15 protein-coding genes are annotated in these 15570 nt (G+C 73.6%); 8 read left to right on the plus strand and 7 right to left on the minus strand.

What is annotated here, in order from left to right:
* Window positions 1-71: 71 nt before the first annotated feature.
* Both ABZ493_RS18445 and ABZ493_RS18450 read right to left on the minus strand, forming a co-directional pair.
* Window positions 72-935, minus strand: coding sequence for an ABC transporter permease (locus ABZ493_RS18445; protein WP_430583581.1), 864 nt, complete (start codon window positions 933-935; stop codon window positions 72-74).
* A complete protein-coding gene (locus tag ABZ493_RS18450) occupies window positions 932-1894 on the minus strand; it encodes an ATP-binding cassette domain-containing protein (RefSeq protein ID WP_430583582.1) in 963 nt (320 codons plus the stop codon). Before ABZ493_RS18450 ends, ABZ493_RS18445 begins: the two co-directional genes overlap by 4 nt.
* Window positions 1895-2011: 117 nt before the next feature.
* Here ABZ493_RS18450 and ABZ493_RS18455 point away from each other — a divergent pair, with 117 nt between their 5' ends.
* The 3 genes from ABZ493_RS18455 (at window position 2012) to ABZ493_RS18465 (ending at window position 3748) form a co-directional block, all read left to right on the plus strand.
* Complete coding sequence (locus ABZ493_RS18455; protein WP_430583583.1) at window positions 2012-2788, plus strand: TetR/AcrR family transcriptional regulator C-terminal domain-containing protein; 777 nt, start codon at window positions 2012-2014, stop codon at window positions 2786-2788.
* Between the two features lie 70 nt (window positions 2789-2858).
* Entirely contained in the window at window positions 2859-3131 is a 273-nt protein-coding gene (locus ABZ493_RS18460; RefSeq protein WP_430583584.1) for an HPr family phosphocarrier protein, read from the plus strand.
* 59 nt (window positions 3132-3190) lie between these two features.
* Complete coding sequence (locus ABZ493_RS18465; protein ID WP_430583585.1) at window positions 3191-3748, plus strand: vitamin K epoxide reductase family protein; 558 nt, start codon at window positions 3191-3193, stop codon at window positions 3746-3748.
* 45 nt (window positions 3749-3793) lie between these two features.
* Here ABZ493_RS18465 and ptsP read toward each other — a convergent pair whose 3' ends face one another.
* Together ptsP and ABZ493_RS18475 are read right to left on the minus strand one after the other, a co-directional pair.
* Window positions 3794-5476, minus strand: a complete 1683-nt coding sequence (gene ptsP / locus ABZ493_RS18470) for a phosphoenolpyruvate--protein phosphotransferase (protein ID WP_430583586.1) — start codon at window positions 5474-5476, stop codon at window positions 3794-3796.
* Window positions 5476-6828, minus strand: coding sequence for a PTS transporter subunit EIIC (locus ABZ493_RS18475; RefSeq protein ID WP_430583587.1), 1353 nt, complete (start codon window positions 6826-6828; stop codon window positions 5476-5478). Before ABZ493_RS18475 ends, ptsP begins: the two co-directional genes overlap by 1 nt.
* A 291-nt stretch (window positions 6829-7119) precedes the next feature.
* On the opposite strand from ABZ493_RS18475, the gene ABZ493_RS18480 reads away from it, so the two are divergent.
* From ABZ493_RS18480 to ABZ493_RS18495, 4 genes are read left to right on the plus strand one after another with little or no spacing between them, the layout of a single operon-like run.
* A complete protein-coding gene (locus ABZ493_RS18480) occupies window positions 7120-7938 on the plus strand; it encodes a GntR family transcriptional regulator (RefSeq protein ID WP_430583588.1) in 819 nt (272 codons plus the stop codon).
* The gene (locus ABZ493_RS18485; protein WP_429765703.1) at window positions 7935-8186 is read left to right on the plus strand and encodes a PTS transporter subunit EIIB; all 252 of its coding nucleotides are present in this window, start codon (window positions 7935-7937) and stop codon (window positions 8184-8186) included. The genes ABZ493_RS18480 and ABZ493_RS18485 overlap by 4 nt, the downstream gene beginning before the upstream one ends.
* 55 nt (window positions 8187-8241) lie before the next feature.
* Window positions 8242-8472 carry a PTS glucose/sucrose transporter subunit IIB gene (locus tag ABZ493_RS18490; protein ID WP_430583589.1) on the plus strand — a complete coding sequence of 77 codons (231 nt, stop codon included), beginning with the start codon at window positions 8242-8244 and terminating at the stop codon, window positions 8470-8472.
* Entirely contained in the window at window positions 8472-8933 is a 462-nt protein-coding gene (locus ABZ493_RS18495; protein WP_430583590.1) for a PTS glucose transporter subunit IIA, read from the plus strand. Before ABZ493_RS18490 ends, ABZ493_RS18495 begins: the two co-directional genes overlap by 1 nt.
* Before the next feature lie 32 nt (window positions 8934-8965).
* Here the strand turns inward: ABZ493_RS18495 and ABZ493_RS18500 are convergent, their stop codons facing one another.
* Window positions 8966-9994, minus strand: a complete 1029-nt coding sequence (locus ABZ493_RS18500; protein ID WP_430583591.1) for a hypothetical protein — start codon at window positions 9992-9994, stop codon at window positions 8966-8968.
* A 71-nt stretch (window positions 9995-10065) separates the two neighbouring features.
* Here ABZ493_RS18500 and ABZ493_RS18505 point away from each other — a divergent pair, with 71 nt between their 5' ends.
* Complete coding sequence (locus ABZ493_RS18505) at window positions 10066-10266, plus strand: hypothetical protein (protein WP_430583592.1); 201 nt, start codon at window positions 10066-10068, stop codon at window positions 10264-10266.
* A gap of 13 nt (window positions 10267-10279) precedes the next feature.
* On the opposite strand, the gene ABZ493_RS18510 is transcribed toward ABZ493_RS18505, so the two are convergent.
* Window positions 10280-12571, minus strand: a complete 2292-nt coding sequence (locus tag ABZ493_RS18510) for a YhgE/Pip domain-containing protein (RefSeq protein ID WP_430583593.1) — start codon at window positions 12569-12571, stop codon at window positions 10280-10282.
* Entirely contained in the window at window positions 12568-15444 is a 2877-nt protein-coding gene (locus ABZ493_RS18515; protein ID WP_430583594.1) for an MMPL family transporter, read from the minus strand. Before ABZ493_RS18515 ends, ABZ493_RS18510 begins: the two co-directional genes overlap by 4 nt.
* Between the last annotated feature and the right edge of the window lie 126 nt (window positions 15445-15570).

Below are 15570 nucleotides of genomic sequence, written 5' to 3' on the forward strand. Positions count from 1 at the left end.
GCGCTTTTGCGGCCACCACCCGCCACCGAATAGTCCCCGAAATCGCGCTCACAACACTCGGGGGTGGGCCGTCAGACGGCCTTGCGCGTCGCGCGGATGCCGACCAGGAGGCCGACGGCGCAGGTGGCCGCCGCGGCGACCGCGCCCCACAGGACGGCGGTGTCGGCGAACGTGCCGCCGAACAGCACCCGCTCGGCGTCGACCATGTAGGTCAGCGGGTTGAACTTCGCCGCCGTCTGCATCCACGACGGGCCGGCCTCGAGCGGCAGCATCATCCCGGACAGGATGAGCAGCGGGAACAGCAGCGACTGCTGCACGCCCCAGAACAGCCACTCCCGGTTCTTCGACGCGAGGGCCAGGGCGTGCGAGAGCGCCCCGACCCCGACGCCGAAGACGCCGAGCAGCACCAGGCCCGCGAGCGCCGGCAGCACGTGGAACGTGAACCCGAACGGGATGCAGACCGCGGCGATGATGAGCCCCTGCACCAGCAGCGGGGCGAACTCCTTGAGCGCCCGGCCCACGAGGATGGCGGACCGGTCCAGCGGCGTCGCGAGCACCCGCTCGTAGGAGCCGGTCATGATCTCGTACAGCAGGTTCGAGCCGGTCATCGAGGTGCCGAACAGCGAGATCATCACGATCACGCCGGGGACGAACCACTGCAGGGTGTCCGCGGTGCTCGCTCCTGCCGATCCGGACGGCCCGCCGAAGCCGCCGCCGAACGTACCGGTGAGCAGCGGCCCGAACAGGCCGAGGAAGATCAGCGGCTGCAGCAACGAGAAGATCAGCGTGAACGGGTCGCGCAGCACCAGCAGGATCTCGCGGGTGAACACTGCCCCGGTGTCCGTGACGAACTTGCCCGGCCCGGTGCGCGTGACGATCCGCGGCGCCTCGTGCTGTGCCGTCGTCGTGGTGGTGGTGCGGGTCTGCTCGGTCATGCTGCCGCCTCCTCGCGCAGGCTCCGGCCGGTGAGGTTGAGGAACACGTCGTCGAGGCTCGCCTGGCGGGCGCTCGCCGACGTCGTGGAGATGCCGGCCACCCGCAGCGCCTCGATGACGACGGGCAGCGTCTCGGCCCCCTGCGCGGTCCCGACCCGCACCTCGAGGCCGCCGTCGCGCGCCGTGAGCTCGACGTCGCCGAGGGTGTCGGGCAGCGCGGCCCGGACCGCCGCGCCGTCGTCGGTCGCGACGACGACGGTGAGGGTGTCGTCGGCGTACCGGTGCTTGAGCGCGTCGGGCGCGGCGTCCGCGATGATCTCGCCGTGGTCGATGACGACGACGCGCTCGGCCATGCTGTCCGCCTCGTCGAGGTAGTGCGTGGTGAGCACCACCGTCATGCCGTACCGCTCGCGCATCGCCGTGATGTGCCCCCACAGGTTGGCCCGCGAGTGCGGGTCGAGTCCGGTGGTGGGCTCGTCGAGGAACAGCAGCGGCGGGTGGTTCATCAGCCCGAGCGCGACGTCGAGCCGGCGACGCTGGCCGCCCGACAGCGACTGCACCGACCGCTTCTCGAGCCCGCCCAGCTCGAGCGCGGCCATGAGGTCCGCAGCCCGCTCGCGGTAGACCTCCGGGGTCAGCCCGTAGAAGCGGCCCTGGTTGTGCAGCTCGTCGACGACCTTGTAGCTGAAGCCGCCGCCGTTGCCCTGCCCGATGAAGCCCAGCCGTGCCCGCACCTGCGCGGGGCTCTTGACGACGTCGTACCCGGCCACGGTGGCCTCGCCCGCCGTCGGCTCCAGCAGCGACGTCAGCATCCGCAGCGTCGTGGACTTGCCGGCTCCGTTGGGCCCGAGGAAGGCGACGAGCTCGCCCTCCGCGACGTCGACGTCGATCCCCTTGACCGCCTCGACGGTCTCCTTGCGACGGCTGAACGTCTTGGTCAGCCCTCGTGCTCGAATCATGTCCGCACCTCTCCCGCCCTCATCTCTCGTACGCTGTACTGGAACTAGTCTCGACTCTAGACCGCGGGTCCGACAATGCGCGGGACCGCGAGCCCCGGGATGGGAGGATGACGATCCATGTCGAGCACTTCGCCCCAGCCGCCGGACGACGGCGTCCCCCGCCCGCCCGAGGTCGTGCGGCGGCTGGCCCTCCTGTGGGACCCGCCGCAGCCGTCCGGCCGCGGCCGCCGGGCCCGGCTGACGCTCGACGACGTCGTCGGCGCGGGCACCGCGATCGCCGACACCGAAGGGCTCGAGGGGCTGTCGATGCGGAAGGTCGCGGCGCGGCTCGAGGTCGGTGCGATGTCGCTGTACACGTACGTGCCGGGCCGCACCGAGCTGCTCGACCTCATGATCGACCGCGCGTTCGCCGAGCTGGACCTGCCGCCCGCCACGGCGCCGTGGCGCGACGGCCTGGCGGCCTACGCCCGCGCGCACTGGGAGCTGTTCCAGCGCCACCCGTGGATCCTGCAGACGAACATGTGGCGCCTGCCGCTCACCCCATCCGTCCTCGACGCGCAGGAGTGCGGGCTGCGCACCCTCGTGGACACCGGCCTGCCGGAGCGCCAGGTGGTCGAGATCGTCGGGCTCCTCGACGCGTTCGTGCGCGGGCTGGCGCGCTCCACCGTCGCCGAGTCCGCGGAGAAGGACGCCTCCGGCCAGAGCAACGACGAGTACTGGACGTCGATGAGCAGCTTCTGGGTGGACCACTTCGACCCGCGGCGCTACCCCACCATGCTGCGCATCTGGGACGCGGGCGGCTTCGATGCCGAGGCCACGCCGTTCGAGGCCTCGCTGGAGCGGCTGCTCGACTCCGTCGGCATGGCGATCGACCGGGCGCGCGGGGCGAGCTGACAGGCTTCCCTTCGCGCCCCGCGATCCCTACGATGAACTGGTCCAGACCACCTCTCGTTCGGAGGACACCGTGGAACGCACCGTCGTCGTCGCCATCACCGAGGGCCTGCATGCCCGCCCGGCCGCGCTGTTCGCGCAGAAGGCCGGCCAGCAGCCCGTGCCGGTGAAGATCGCCAAGACCGCCGGCGGCGACGCCGTGGACGCCGCGAGCATCCTCGGGATCATGACCCTCGGCGCCTCCGCGGGCGACGAGGTGGTGCTGCGCACCGAGGCCGACGGCGACGACGCCACCACCGCGCTCGACGCCCTCGTCGAGTTCCTGTCGCAGGAAGCGGTGGCCTGACGGAGCGGCCCGCCCGGCCGACCGGGTTCTTCCACTCGGCCGGCTGGCTGTTCGGCGAGATGCTCGTCGGGGCGCTCGTCGGGCTCGTCGCGGCCTTCGTGCTGTCGGTCGACGCCGTGGAGCTCGCGGCGAACCCGGACGCCGCGCTGGCGTGCGACATCAACGCGATCATCTCGTGCGGCACGGTCGGCACGTCCTGGCAGGCCAGCCTGTTCGGCTTCCCCAACGCGTTCCTCGGGCTCGTCGCCGAGTCCGTCGTCATCACCGTGGCCGTGGCCGGCCTGGCCGGCGTGCGGTTCCCGCGCTGGTTCATGACGGCCGCGCAGACCGTCTACCTGCTGGGCTTCGTCTTCGCGTACTGGCTGTTCTGGCAGTCGATGTTCGTCATCGGCGCGCTCTGCCCCTGGTGCCTCACGATCACGGTGTCCACGACGCTCGTCTTCGCGTCGATGCTGCACTGGAACATCCTCGAGGACAATCTCTACTGGCCCGCCCGGCTGCAGTCGTGGGCCATGTCGCTGGTGCGCTCCGGCGCGTTCGGCATCCTCACCGCCGCCTGGTTCCTGCTGCTGGCCGCCGCCGTCCTCCTCAAGTACGGCACGGCCCTCTTCGCCTGACGCCGAGATAGAGAACCCGGACGCGCGTTCTCTATCTCGGCAGGGCTACAGGCCGAGGGGCTCCAGGACGTCGGCGAGCTCGCGCCGGACGGCGGAGCGCGCGGCGTCGGCGTCGGGCTGCTCCAGCGCCACCCGGGCGAGCTCGCGGCAGCGCACGAACGACACCTCCGCCAGCACGGCCGCGACGTCGGCCAGCGCCCGCGGCGTCATGGACAGCGACCGCACGCCGAGGCCCACGAGCACGGGGGCCAGGACCGCGTCGGCCGCCGCCTCCCCGCACACGCCGACCGGCCGGCCGTGCGCGTGCGCGCCCTCGCAGGTGGCGCGCACCAGCTCGATCACCGCGGGCTGCCACGACGTGGACAGCGCCGCGAGGTCGCCGAGCATCCGGTCGGCGGCCATCGCGTACTGGGTGAGGTCGTTGGTGCCGATGCTGCCGAACGTGGCGTGCTCGAACACCCAGCGCGACCGCAGCGCGGCGGCGGGGACCTCGATCATCGCGCCGGCGCGGCGCAGCCCGTGCGCCTCGCACGCGGCGACGAACGACCGCGCCTCGTCGGTCGTGGCGACCATCGGCGCCATGACCCACACGTCGGCGGACTCCGCCTCCGCGGCGGCGGCGATCGCCTGCAGCTGCCGGTCCAGCACCTCCGGGTGTGCGACGGCGGTGCGCAGGCCGCGGACGCCGAGCGCGGGGTTGGGCTCGTCGTCGGCGGTGACGAAGGGCAGCGGCTTGTCCGCCCCCGCGTCGAGGGTGCGCACCACGACCTTGCGGCCCGCGAACGCGGACAGCACGCCGCGGTACGCCGCGACCTGCTCCTCGACGGTCGGCTCGACGTCGCGCCCGAGGAAGCAGAACTCCGTGCGGAACAGGCCCACGCCCTCGGCGTGCGCGGCGACGGCGGCCTGCGCGGCCTGCGGGTCGGCCACGTTGGCGAGCAGCTCCACCCGGTGCCCGTCGGCGGTGCGGCCGTGACCGTCGAACTCGCGCTCGACGCGCACGGCCGCGCGCGCGGCCTCGACCTCGGCGTCCGACGGGTCGCGCAGCACCGTGCCCGCGGCGCCGTCGACGACGACGGTCTCGCCGTCGGCGAGGCCCTCCGCGGCCCGGGCCGCGACGACGGCGGGGATGCCGAGCGCCCGCGCGAGGATCGCGGTGTGCGAGGTGGGGCCGCCGCCGCTGGTGACGATCGCGACGACCGCCTCCGGGTCGAGGGTCGCCGTGTCGGCGGGGGCCAGGTCCTCGGCGACCAGCACGAACGGGTGCCCCGGCGAGGGGACGCCGGGCGGGCGGACGCCGGTGAGCTCGGCGACGATGCGGTCGCGCACGTCGCGCACGTCGCGGGCCCGCTCGCTCAGCGGCGGTCCGAGCGGCTCGAGCTGCGCGGCGAGCGCGTTCGCGGCGTCCCACACGGCCCGCTCGGGGGTCGCGGCGGCATCTCGCACGCGCCGCTCGGCGTCGGAGGCCAGCGTGGGGTCGGCCGCCATCGCGGCGGTCACGGCGAGCACGTCCGCCGCCGTCCCCGTGGCCTGCGCCGCCTGGGCGGCGAGGCGGTCCCGGACCGCCGACGTCGCGGCGCCCAGGCGGGACACCGCGTCGTCGGCACCGGAGACGTCGGACGTGTCGAGGGTCGCCGCCGAGGGCTCCGGGACGGGGGCCGGCATCGTCACGACGACGCCGGCCGCCCGCCCGGGGCTCACCGGGGCACCGGTGAGGGTGGTGCTCATCAGACCGCGTCCTTGCCCTTCGCGGAACCGTCGCCGCCGGACGGAGAAGTGTCGGTGCCGATCGCCACGGCCTCCTTCTGGTCGGTCACGGCCTGGTCGCCGACGACGGCGGCAGCCGCCTCGGGGTCGTCCTCGCGGCCCGGGGTCTTGAGGTTCCACCTGGTGATGACGAACCGGAACAGGAAGTAGTAGATGACCGCGTAGCCGAGCCCGATCGGGATGAGCAGCAGCGGCATCTCCGCGATGCGGAAGTTCAGCAGGTAGTCGATGACACCCGCGGAGAAGCCGAAGCCGTCGCGGATGCCGAGCGCGTTGACCAGCGCCATCGACGTTCCGGTGAGCACCGCGTGGATCGCGTACAGCGGGTAGGCGACGTAGACGAACGCGAACTCGAGCGGCTCGGTGACGCCGGTGACGAACGCGACCAGGGCGGCGGAGCCCATGACGCCGGCGATGACCTTGCGGTTCTTCGGCTTCGCGGTGTGCACGATGGCGAGGGCGGCGGCCGGCAGGGCGAACATCATGATCGGGAAGAAGCCGGTCATGAAGGTGCCGGCCGTGGGGTCGCCGGCGAGGAAGCGGAAGATGTCGCCGTGCGCGACGTTCCCGGCGCTGTCGGTGTACGAGCCGAACTGGTACCAGGGCAGCGAGTTGAGCAGGTGGTGCAGGCCTATCGGCACGAGCAGGCGGTTGAGCGTGCCGTAGACGAACGCGCCGATCACCGTGGAGCCGGTGACGAAGCCACCGATCTGCTCGTTGAACAGCCAGTCGAAGGCCGGGTAGATGAGCGAGAAGACCACGCCGATGACGACCGCCGCGCCGGCGGTGACGATCGGCACGAACCGTCGCCCGCCGAAGAAGGCGAGGTAGGCCGGGAGCTTGATCCGGTAGTACTTCTGGTAGAGCAGCGCGGCGGTGAGGCCGATGACGATGCCGCCGAGCACGCCGTAGTTGATGAGCTCCTGCTCCTCGCCCTCCGCGGCGAGGCCGAGGACGGTCGGCGACAGCGCGTCGGTGACCCCGGTGAAGACCAGGTATCCGATGAGGGCCGCGAGGCCGGTGGAACCGTCCGCCTTGCGGGCGTACCCGATGGCCACACCGAGGGCGAAGATCATCGCCAGGTTGCCGAACAGCGCCTGGCCCGCGGCGCCGAGCACGTCGGCGACGGGCTGCATCCACGGGAGCGTGCCGGCAACACCGTCGGCACCCAGCATGTCGGGCTGACCCAGGCGCAGCAGCAGCGCGGCGGCGGGCAGCGAGGCGATGGGCAGCATCAGCGAGCGGCCGACGCGCTGCAGCTGCGCCAGGCCGGGGAATCCCCGCTTCTGCTTGGTCTCTGCGACCGTGGTCATGGTTCTCCTCCGATGGATGGCCCGGGGGCGGGCGTGTCCTGCAGGCCGTGCCTGCGTCGTCCGGCGGCAGTGTCGCGACGTCGGGGCGTCATTGCCGGTGATCCACACGCTGCCACGGGCAGGTTGTCTGGACCACTTGCAGGAAGAGTGGTCTAGACCTCATGATGTGTCAACCCCGCGATTCCGGCGGGGAGACACGGCACCGGAGACGGGCGGCGACGCCCGATACTGGTCCCGATGTCGCACAGCACGCAGATCGATGCCGATCACAGGGCAGGACAGGACACGCGGATGGTCAGGGACGGCGCTCGCTCCGGCGAGCACAAGTACCTCGCGGTACGTGCGTTCCTCGCCGACCTCGTCACGAGCGAGCTCGCCGTCGGGGACGCGATCCCCTCCGAGCGCAGCCTCACCGAGAAGTTCGGCGTCTCGCGCATGACCGTGCGCCAGGCGATCGACGCGCTGGTCACCGAGGGCGTGCTCGAGCGCGCGCAGGGCCGCGGCACGTTCGTCGCCCCGCCGCGCGCCGACTTCGAGATGCGCCTGACGACGTTCGGCGAGGAGGCCCGCCGGCGCGGGCTGACTCCGGGTGCGCAGGTGCTCGAGGCCGCCACCGTCCCGGCCCCGCCGCACGTCGCCGAGGCCCTCGACCGCGAGGCGGGGGACCCCGTGCACCACGTGGTCCGCCTGCGCACCGCCGACGGCGCACCCATGAGCATCGAGGACTCGTGGATCCCGGCGGACCTCGTGCCCGACCTGCTGGACGACGGCGTCCCCGAGAGCCTCTACGCGGCCCTGCGGGCGCGCGACCTGCACCCCACCTGGGGCGAGGAGACGATCACCGCCGCCGACGGCACGCCCGACGAGCTGCGCCGCCTGGAGATGCGCGGCACCCAGGCCGTGATGCGCACCGTGCACCGCACCTTCGGCGGGGACGCCGCGCTCCTGTACTCCCGGACCTGCTACCGCGGGGACCGCTACAGCGTCTTCGTCCCGCTGCGCGAGGCGCGGCCCACGCTGGTCCCCCGCCACCGACCCGCCGACGACGGCACGGGGAAGCCCGAGCACCCCGTCCAGCCCGGACGCATCCCCGAAGGGAGCCCTCGATGAGCACGCCCGACCCCGACGCGCAGCTCGCCGCCTCGATCCTCGCCGGCCTCGGCGGGGTGGAGAACATCGAGGAGATCGACCCGTGCACCACGCGGCTGCGGTCCCTCGTCAAGGACCCGGCCCTCGTCGACGCCGCCCTGCTGAAGCGCGCCGGCGCGTTCGGCGTGATGATCAACGGGCGGGTCGTGCAGGTCGTCGTCGGCCCGCGCGTCGACACGATCGCCTCCGACCTCGCCGAGCTGATGTGAGCCCGGCGCCCCCGCAGACCCCCGGAATCTCCACCCGGACCCATCAAGGAGCATCATGAGCAAGGCACAGCAGATCCTCGACGCCCTCGGCGGCGACGACAACATCGTCGACCTCGAGCCGTGCATCACCCGGCTGCGCGTCGAGGTGGAGGACCCGGCCAAGGTGATCGACGCCGACCTCACGAAGGCGGGTGCCATCGCGGTGGTGCGCTCCGGCGTCGCCATCCAGGTCATCGTCGGACCCGAGGCCGACACCCTCGCCTCCGACATCGAGGACCTCCGCTGATGACGGCGCTGACCGTCCTCGCGCCCGTCACCGGAACGGTCGTCGACGTGTCCGAGGTGGAGGACCCGGTGTTCTCCGCCGGCCTCGTCGGCCCCGGCCTCGCGATCGAGCCCGACGGCGTCCGCGGGGGCGAGGCGGTCGCGCCCATCACCGGCACGATCGTCAAGCTGCACCCGCACGCGTTCGTCCTGCAGCACGACGACGGCCGCGCGGTGCTGGTGCACCTCGGCATCGACACCGTGAAGCTCGGCGGCGAAGGCTTCACCACGCACGCCTCCGAGGGCGACGTCGTGCAGCGCGGCACCGTGCTGGTCACCTGGGACCCGGCGGCCGTGCGCGACGGCGGCAAGTCCGCCGTCTGCCCCGTCGTCGCGCTCGAGGCTGCGCCCGACGCCGTCGACCACCTGGCGCAGGTCGGCACGATGGTCGAGCACGGCGAGGACCTGCTCACCTGGGGCTGAGAGACCCGCGCCGAGGTAGTACGAATCTCGCACTACCTCGGCGCGAGGGTGACGCCCAGGGCCTCGAGGACGGCGTCGACGGGGTTGCAGTAGGTCAGGCCCGTGCCGTCGGCGCCGCCCGTCTCGGAGCCGGCGAACAGCAGGCCGAGCGCGACGCCGTCCTCGCGGTAGACGAGGGACCCGGAGTCGCCGCCGCGCGAGAACGTGCCGCCCACGCCCTCCACCTCGATCTGGTTGTCGAAGGACAGGGCGCCAAGCTCGTCGCCGTACCCGACGACGACGTCGTCCATCTCGATGGCCGTCACCCGCCCCTGCGTGAGCGCCGTGGTGCGGCCGATCTTCGCCACCGCCTCGCCGCCCACCGCGACGGCCGTGGTGGTCACCGCGCCGACCGGGTACGTCGGGTCGACCTCGATCCCGTCGTCCAGGAGGGCGAGCGCGGCGTCGACGGTGGCCGGCTCGCCGGGCGTCAGCGGCACCACCTGCGCGAGGGTGCCGACCCGGTCCCCGGGCGCGCGGCCGCCGTCGGCCGGGCCGGGCTGCACGACGACGTCCCCCACCTGCGCGGACGGCGAGCCGGCGAGCACGTGGAAGTTGGACAGCACGTAGCGCGCGCCCTCCTCACCGGCCTTGACGACGAACGCGCCGAGCGTGCCGGCGGTGACGTCCACGTGCGCGATCGAGACCCCGGGACGCAGCGGCCGCACCCGGTCGGTCTCCCCGAGGGCGCGCGCCGTGGCGACGGGCGGGCGGACCTGTGCCCCGAGCGTCCGGATGCGTCCGGTGCGGCGGACGTCGACGGCGTCGCCCGCCTCCGCGGCCAGCCGGCGCACGAAGGAGCGCGCGGTCGGGACCCCGAGCCGGTAGCGCACCGCGATGCCGAACTCCCCCTCGCCCTGCGGCGCGAGGCCCAGCGACAGGGTGGGCGCTCGCACCACGTCCGCAGGGGTCGCGTCGTCGCCGACCGCGTACGGGCTGGCGGGCACGCCGTGCCGTTCGGCCAGGTCACGGGCGAAGTCGCTGAGCTGTGCCTTGGTCTCGCGTGCCTGGGTGAGGTCCATGCGGCGAGTCTGGTGCAGGCCTGTGACAGACGCCGATGTCACAAACCGGCGAGTCGGACATCTCTCCCCTCGTGAGACCCGCACCATCCCTGCTCGCGCCCGACTTCGACGACGTCCGACGCGCCCTCGCCTGGGCGCTCGACCACGACCTGCACGCCCTCCTCGAGCACCGCCAGGTGGCCCACCTGGGCAACGCCGCGCGGCGGCGCGCCGACACCGTCCTCGTGCTGCGGTGGCGCCGCGCCGCCGCCCGCTGCCCCGGGCTGGGCTGAGCAGCGCGACCGGTCAGGCGCGCAGCAGGCGCCCCACCCCGAGCCGGCGGCCCCGCGCGGTGACGAGCGCGGCGAGCGCCAGGCCGCCGAGGCCCCACAGCACGAGCAGGGTCACGCTCATCCCGAGGCCGCCGGCCGCGGGCACCACGACCGCTGTGAGGGCATCCCGCGCGGCGCCGATCGGCAGCGCGTCGACGAGCCCCTGCAGCGCGGCGGGCACGGTCGCGACGACGCCCGTCGCGATGAGCAGCACGGCGATCAGGAGGCTGATGCCGCGGCCCAGGTTGCCGAGCCAGCCGAGGAAGCCCTGGTGCACCGCGACGAACGCCACGGACGCGACGGCGCCCACGAGGATCGCGCCGACCCAGCCCCCGGCGTCGAGCTTCTCGACCGCCGCGAGGATCACGCCGACCAGCGCGCCCGTGCCGGCACCCACCGCGCCCGGGAGCCAGAACGCCGAGAGCGCGAGGCGCACCGAGTCGCGCGTGGACCCCAGGGCCCGCGCCATGACCGGCGGGAACACCGTCATGAGCGCGAGCGCCCCCAGCCACAGCGCCATGACGGCGAACAGCGGGCCCGACGCCCCGGTGCTGATGCCCGACGCCGACGGCGCCGCCACCGGCTCCGCAACGACAGACGAGAGCGTCTGACGCTCGTCGTCCGTGTACGTCGGGATCTGGTTCTTCGCGTCGTCGAGGCCGTCCGACAGGTCGCCCGCGCCCGACGCGAGCTGACCGACGCCGCCCGCCAGGTCGCCGGCACCCGTCGCGATGCCCTCGGTGCCGGTCGCGAGCTGGCCGACGCCCGTCGACAGGTCCGTCGCCCCCGACGCCACGCCGGACGCGCCCGTGGCGAGCTGCCCGACGCCCGACGAGAGCTGCGACGCCCCGGAGGCCAGCTGGCCCGCTCCGCCGGAGAGCTCGCCTGCCCCCGACGCCACCCCGTCGGCGCCGTCCGCCACCTGCGACGCGCCGCCTTGGAGCTGGCGGAGGCCCTTCGCAAGGTCTCGGTTGCCGTCCGCGATCCCTCCGATGCCGGTCGCGACGCCCTCGGCACCGGAGGCGAGCTGATCCGTCTGGGTCGCGAGCGCGTCGAGCTGCTCTCGCGCGCTCACCACGTCGTCGATGGTGTCCTGCACCGCCGAGGAGTCCTCCTCCAGCCCGGCAAGGGCCTCGAAGAGCGCCTGGCACGCCTCCGTCCCCGGGGTCGCGTCACAGCCCAGCGCAGCACCTGCGGCCGACGCGAACTCGTCGGCGCGGTCCTGGGCGTCGTCCAGGGACTCCTTGAGGGAGGCCACGTCAGGCACGTTCTGGTTGAGCTCGGCGACGCCGTCCGCGAGAGCGCGGTTGCCCTGGGCGACCTGGGTCGCGCCGGCGGCGAGGTCGTCGCCGCCCTTCGCCAGGTCGTCGGCGCCGGCCGCGCTCTCGCCGATGCCACCCGCAATCCCGCGCGCACCGTCGGCGACCTGCGACGAGCCCGAGGCGAGCTTGCCCGCGCCGTCCGCGAGGCCCGAGGCTCCGGAGGCCACGCCGGACGCGCCGGTCGCCGCACTCGTCGCGCCGGAGGCCAGCTGCCCCGCGCCGTCCGCGAGCTGCGACGCGCCGTCGGCGGCGTCGCCCGCGCCGTCGGCGAGCTGACCGGCGCCGTCGGCGAGCTGGTCGGCGCCGTCCGCGGCGTCGCCCGCGCCGTCGGCGAGCTGCACGGCACCGTCCTGCGCCTGGCCGATGCCGTCGGACAGCTCGTTGAAGCCGACGAGCACGTTGTCGACGTACGCCTCGGTGAGCGTGCTCGACATGACGGACGTCGCGGTGGCGGCGACGACGCGGGCGAGCGCGTCGTCGGCCACGCGGCCGCCGGGCGGGGTGCTGACGTCGATGGTGGCCTGCCGCGCCTCGGACGGGTCGTCGTTCCCGTACGACGTGGCGGCCGCGGAGAAGTCCTCCGGGATGGTGACGACGGCGGCGTAGGTGCCGTTCGCGAGGCCGTCGGCCGCCGACTCCTCGTCGGTGATCGTCCAGTCGAAGTTCGTCGCGTCCTCGGCGGGCTGCGCTGCCTTCGCCCCCTCGGCGGTCTCCCCGCCGCTCACGAGTCCGGACGCGAGCTGGCGGCCCAGCGGCACGGTCTGACCCTGGACCTCGACCGGTTCGTCGAGGTTGACGATGGCGGCCGGCACCTGGTCGAGCCGGTCCTGCGGGTTCCACAGCGCGGCGAGCAGCAGCCCGAGCACCATGATCGGCAGCAGCGCGACGGCGGCGATGCGCCAGGGGTCGCGGCGCGTCCGGGTGGCGATGGTCGGGGCGGTCATGCCCGCACCTCCTGCACGTGGGTGTCACCCTCGATGGGGTCGTCGAGGTCGTCGGTGGCCGTGCCGGCGGGCACGGGGTCGTGCGCGTCGCCGGGCGGGGGCGGGGGCACGTCCGCCCCGGTGAGCACGCTCGGCGCGCCCCAGCCGGCGCCGACGTCGAGCACGGCGACCTCGCGGCCGGTGCCGTCGTCGAGCAGGTCGGTCGCGGCGACGCCGCTGGCGCCCAGCAGCACCGCCGTCCCGCCCCGCTGGGCGCGGGCGAGCGCGGCGGCGAGCGCCTCGCGCGCGGGGCGGTCGGCGACGGCGTCGGTGCGGTCCACGACCACGACCCGGGCGCCGTCGCGCACCGCGGCGTCGACCGTGGCGGCGGGGCGGCCGTGCTCGGCGAGGGCGTCGACGACGGCGACGCGGCCGCGCACCGTCATCGCGCGCTCGGGCAGGACAAGGCCGGTGACCTTCACGGCGCCCGCGTCGGGCGCCATGCGCCCGGCGAGCGCGAGCAGCAGCGCGGACACGGGGGCCGCGGCGTCGCCGTGCACGCACAGGGCGCCGCCGTCGGGCACGCGGACGCTGACGGGACCGACGACCGGGGCCGGCGAGCCGTCGGGCCCGGCGACCTCGAGGTCGCGCGCGGCGACGGCGTCCGTGGCGTCCGGCTCGGGCCACGACGCGAGCCGCAGCTCCTTGGTGAGGCCCTCGCCCTCGACGTCGAACGTGGGCAGGATGCGGTCGAGCCAGCGCGGCATGTGCCAGGCCCGGTCGCCCAGGAGGTGGAGCACGGCGGGCACGAGTGTCATGCGGACGACGAACGCGTCCACGAGCACGCCGACGGCGAGGCCGAGAGCGATGGGTTTGAGGGTCATGTCGCCCTCGGGCACGAACGCGACGAAGACGGCGAACATGATGACCGCGGCGGCGGTGACGACCTTGGCCGAGCCGAGGAAGCCGGTGCGGACGGCGCGCCGGGCGTCGCCGCCGTGCACGTAGTCCTCCCGGATGCGGGAGACGAGGAAGACCTCGTAGTCCATCGCCAGGCCGAACAGCACGCCCATGAGGATGATCGGCATGAAGCTGATGACGGGGCCCAGCTTGGTGACGTTGAGCGCGTCGGCGAGGACGCCGTTCTCGAACACGAGCGTCACCACGCCGAAGGCCGCGCCGACGGACAGCAGGTAGCCGAGCGAGGCCTTGATCGGCACCCAGATCGAGCGGAACACCATCGTCAGCAGCACGAGCGACAGGCCCACGACGACGAGGCCGAACGGCAGCAGCGCGGCGCCGAGCTTGTCGGAGACGTCGATGCCGACCGCGGCGAAGCCCGTGACGGACAGGTCGACGCCGTACTTCTCCAGGTAGTGGTCGTGCTGGTCGCGGATCTCGTTGACCAGGTCCTTGGTCTCCTGCGACGTCGGCCCGCCCTCGGGGACCACCTGGATGATGCCGGTGTCTGCGGACGGGTTCGGCGTGGCGAGCGGCACGTCGGCGACGCCGGGCAGGTCGGCGATCTCGTCGCCGAGGTCCTCCATGAGCGTCAGCGGGTCGTTGCTGGTGACGATCGAGCCGGTGACGATGAGCGGGCCGTTGAAGCCCTCGCCGAACTCCTCGCCCACGAGGTCGTAGGTGACGCGCGCGCTGTTGTCCTCCGGCAGGGTGCCGGCGTCCGGCAGCGCGAGGCGCAGGTTCGTGGCCGGCCAGGCGAGGGCCGCGATGGCGCCCACGACCAGCACGATCGTGAGGACCGGGAAGCGGGTGGCGCCGCGCACCCAGCCGTCGAAGAACCGGTTGTGGTGGACGCCGTCGGCCGGCGCGGCGGCGCGCTTCGCCTTCCCCTTCTTCGGCGCGCGGGGCGCGCGCGGCCGCAGCCGCTCGCCCGAGAACGACAGCAGCGCGGGCAGCAGCGTCAGGGAGACGACGACGGCGATGCCGACCGCCACGGCGGCGGCGATGCCCATGACGGTGAGGAACGGGATGCCGGCGACGCCGAGGCCGACGAGGGCGATCATCACCGTGAGGCCCGCGAAGATCACGGCCGAGCCCGCCGTGGCGGTCGCGCGCGCGATCGACTCGTCGACGTCCAGCCCCTGGCCCAGCTGCTCCCGGTGGCGGGACACGATGAACAGCGCGTAGTCGATGCCCACCGCGAGGCCGAGCATGAGGCCGAGCATCGGCGTCGTCGAGTTGATCGGGCCGAACACGGTGGCCGTGAGCAGCAGGAGCATCGACACGCCCACGCCCATGAGCGCGTTGACCAGCGGCAGGCCGGCCGCGACGAACGAGCCGAGCGTGATGATGAGGACCACGAGCGCGACGACGACGCCGATCGCCTCGATGATGCTCAGCGCCGGGAACTCGACGCTGAACAGCTCGCCACCCAGGCTGGCCTGCGCGCCGTCGGGCAGCGCGGCGGCGAGGTCGTCGCTCGCGGTGCGGAGCGCGTCCTTGGTGTCCTCGGTGATGACGGACTGGTCGCCGTCGAGCTGGATCGTGAGCAGCGTGGCCGTGTCGTCGTCGTTGACCGACGCGGCCATCTGGTCGTCGTACGGGGAGGTGACGGCGGCGACCTGGTCGAGCTCGCCGAGGTCGTCGACGGTGTCCTCGATGGGGGCGCGCATCGCGTCGTCGTCGATCGTGGAGCCGTCGGGGGCGACGACGATGATCTGTGCGGAGGAGCCGCTGACCTGCGGGAACGTGGCCGACAGGCTGTCGAGGGCGTCCTGCGACTCGGTGCCCGGGATGGTCACGGAGTTGTCGAACCCCTGGTAGAGCAGGCCGGCCGCGCCGCCGACGACGGCGAGCACCAGCACCCAGCCGATGACGACGAGCCGCCGGGACCGGGCGGCCCAACGGCCGAGGGAGTACAGGACGGAGGACACAGGCTCTCCCGGGACGACGGACGAGGGATTCGATACGGCACTGTATCCGATGCACGAACGTATCCGATACACGACTGTATTGGCTAGAGTGGGCCCGGGCCGGGCGCAGTGCCCGCACCGGGCCGA

It is taken from the genome of Isoptericola sp. NPDC019482 (assembly GCF_040632295.1).
In the GTDB taxonomy this organism is placed as follows: Bacteria; Actinomycetota; Actinomycetes; order Actinomycetales; family Cellulomonadaceae; genus Isoptericola.

Coding starts and splice junctions, on each gene's coding strand:
- ABZ493_RS18495 (WP_430583590.1), top strand. CDS start 8,472: ATGACGGCGCTGACCGTCCTCGCGCCCGTCACCGGAACGGTCGTCGAC.
- ABZ493_RS18485 (WP_429765703.1), top strand. CDS start 7,935: ATGAGCACGCCCGACCCCGACGCGCAGCTCGCCGCCTCGATCCTCGCC.
- ABZ493_RS18475 (WP_430583587.1), bottom strand. CDS start 6,828: ATGACCACGGTCGCAGAGACCAAGCAGAAGCGGGGATTCCCCGGCCTG.
- ABZ493_RS18445 (WP_430583581.1), bottom strand. CDS start 935: ATGACCGAGCAGACCCGCACCACCACCACGACGACGGCACAGCACGAG.
- ABZ493_RS18465 (WP_430583585.1), top strand. CDS start 3,191: ATGCTCGTCGGGGCGCTCGTCGGGCTCGTCGCGGCCTTCGTGCTGTCG.
- ABZ493_RS18480 (WP_430583588.1), top strand. CDS start 7,120: ATGGTCAGGGACGGCGCTCGCTCCGGCGAGCACAAGTACCTCGCGGTA.
- ABZ493_RS18455 (WP_430583583.1), top strand. CDS start 2,012: ATGTCGAGCACTTCGCCCCAGCCGCCGGACGACGGCGTCCCCCGCCCG.
- ABZ493_RS18500 (WP_430583591.1), bottom strand. CDS start 9,994: ATGGACCTCACCCAGGCACGCGAGACCAAGGCACAGCTCAGCGACTTC.
- ABZ493_RS18510 (WP_430583593.1), bottom strand. CDS start 12,571: ATGACCGCCCCGACCATCGCCACCCGGACGCGCCGCGACCCCTGGCGC.
- ABZ493_RS18490 (WP_430583589.1), top strand. CDS start 8,242: ATGAGCAAGGCACAGCAGATCCTCGACGCCCTCGGCGGCGACGACAAC.
- ptsP (WP_430583586.1), bottom strand. CDS start 5,476: ATGAGCACCACCCTCACCGGTGCCCCGGTGAGCCCCGGGCGGGCGGCC.
- ABZ493_RS18450 (WP_430583582.1), bottom strand. CDS start 1,894: ATGATTCGAGCACGAGGGCTGACCAAGACGTTCAGCCGTCGCAAGGAG.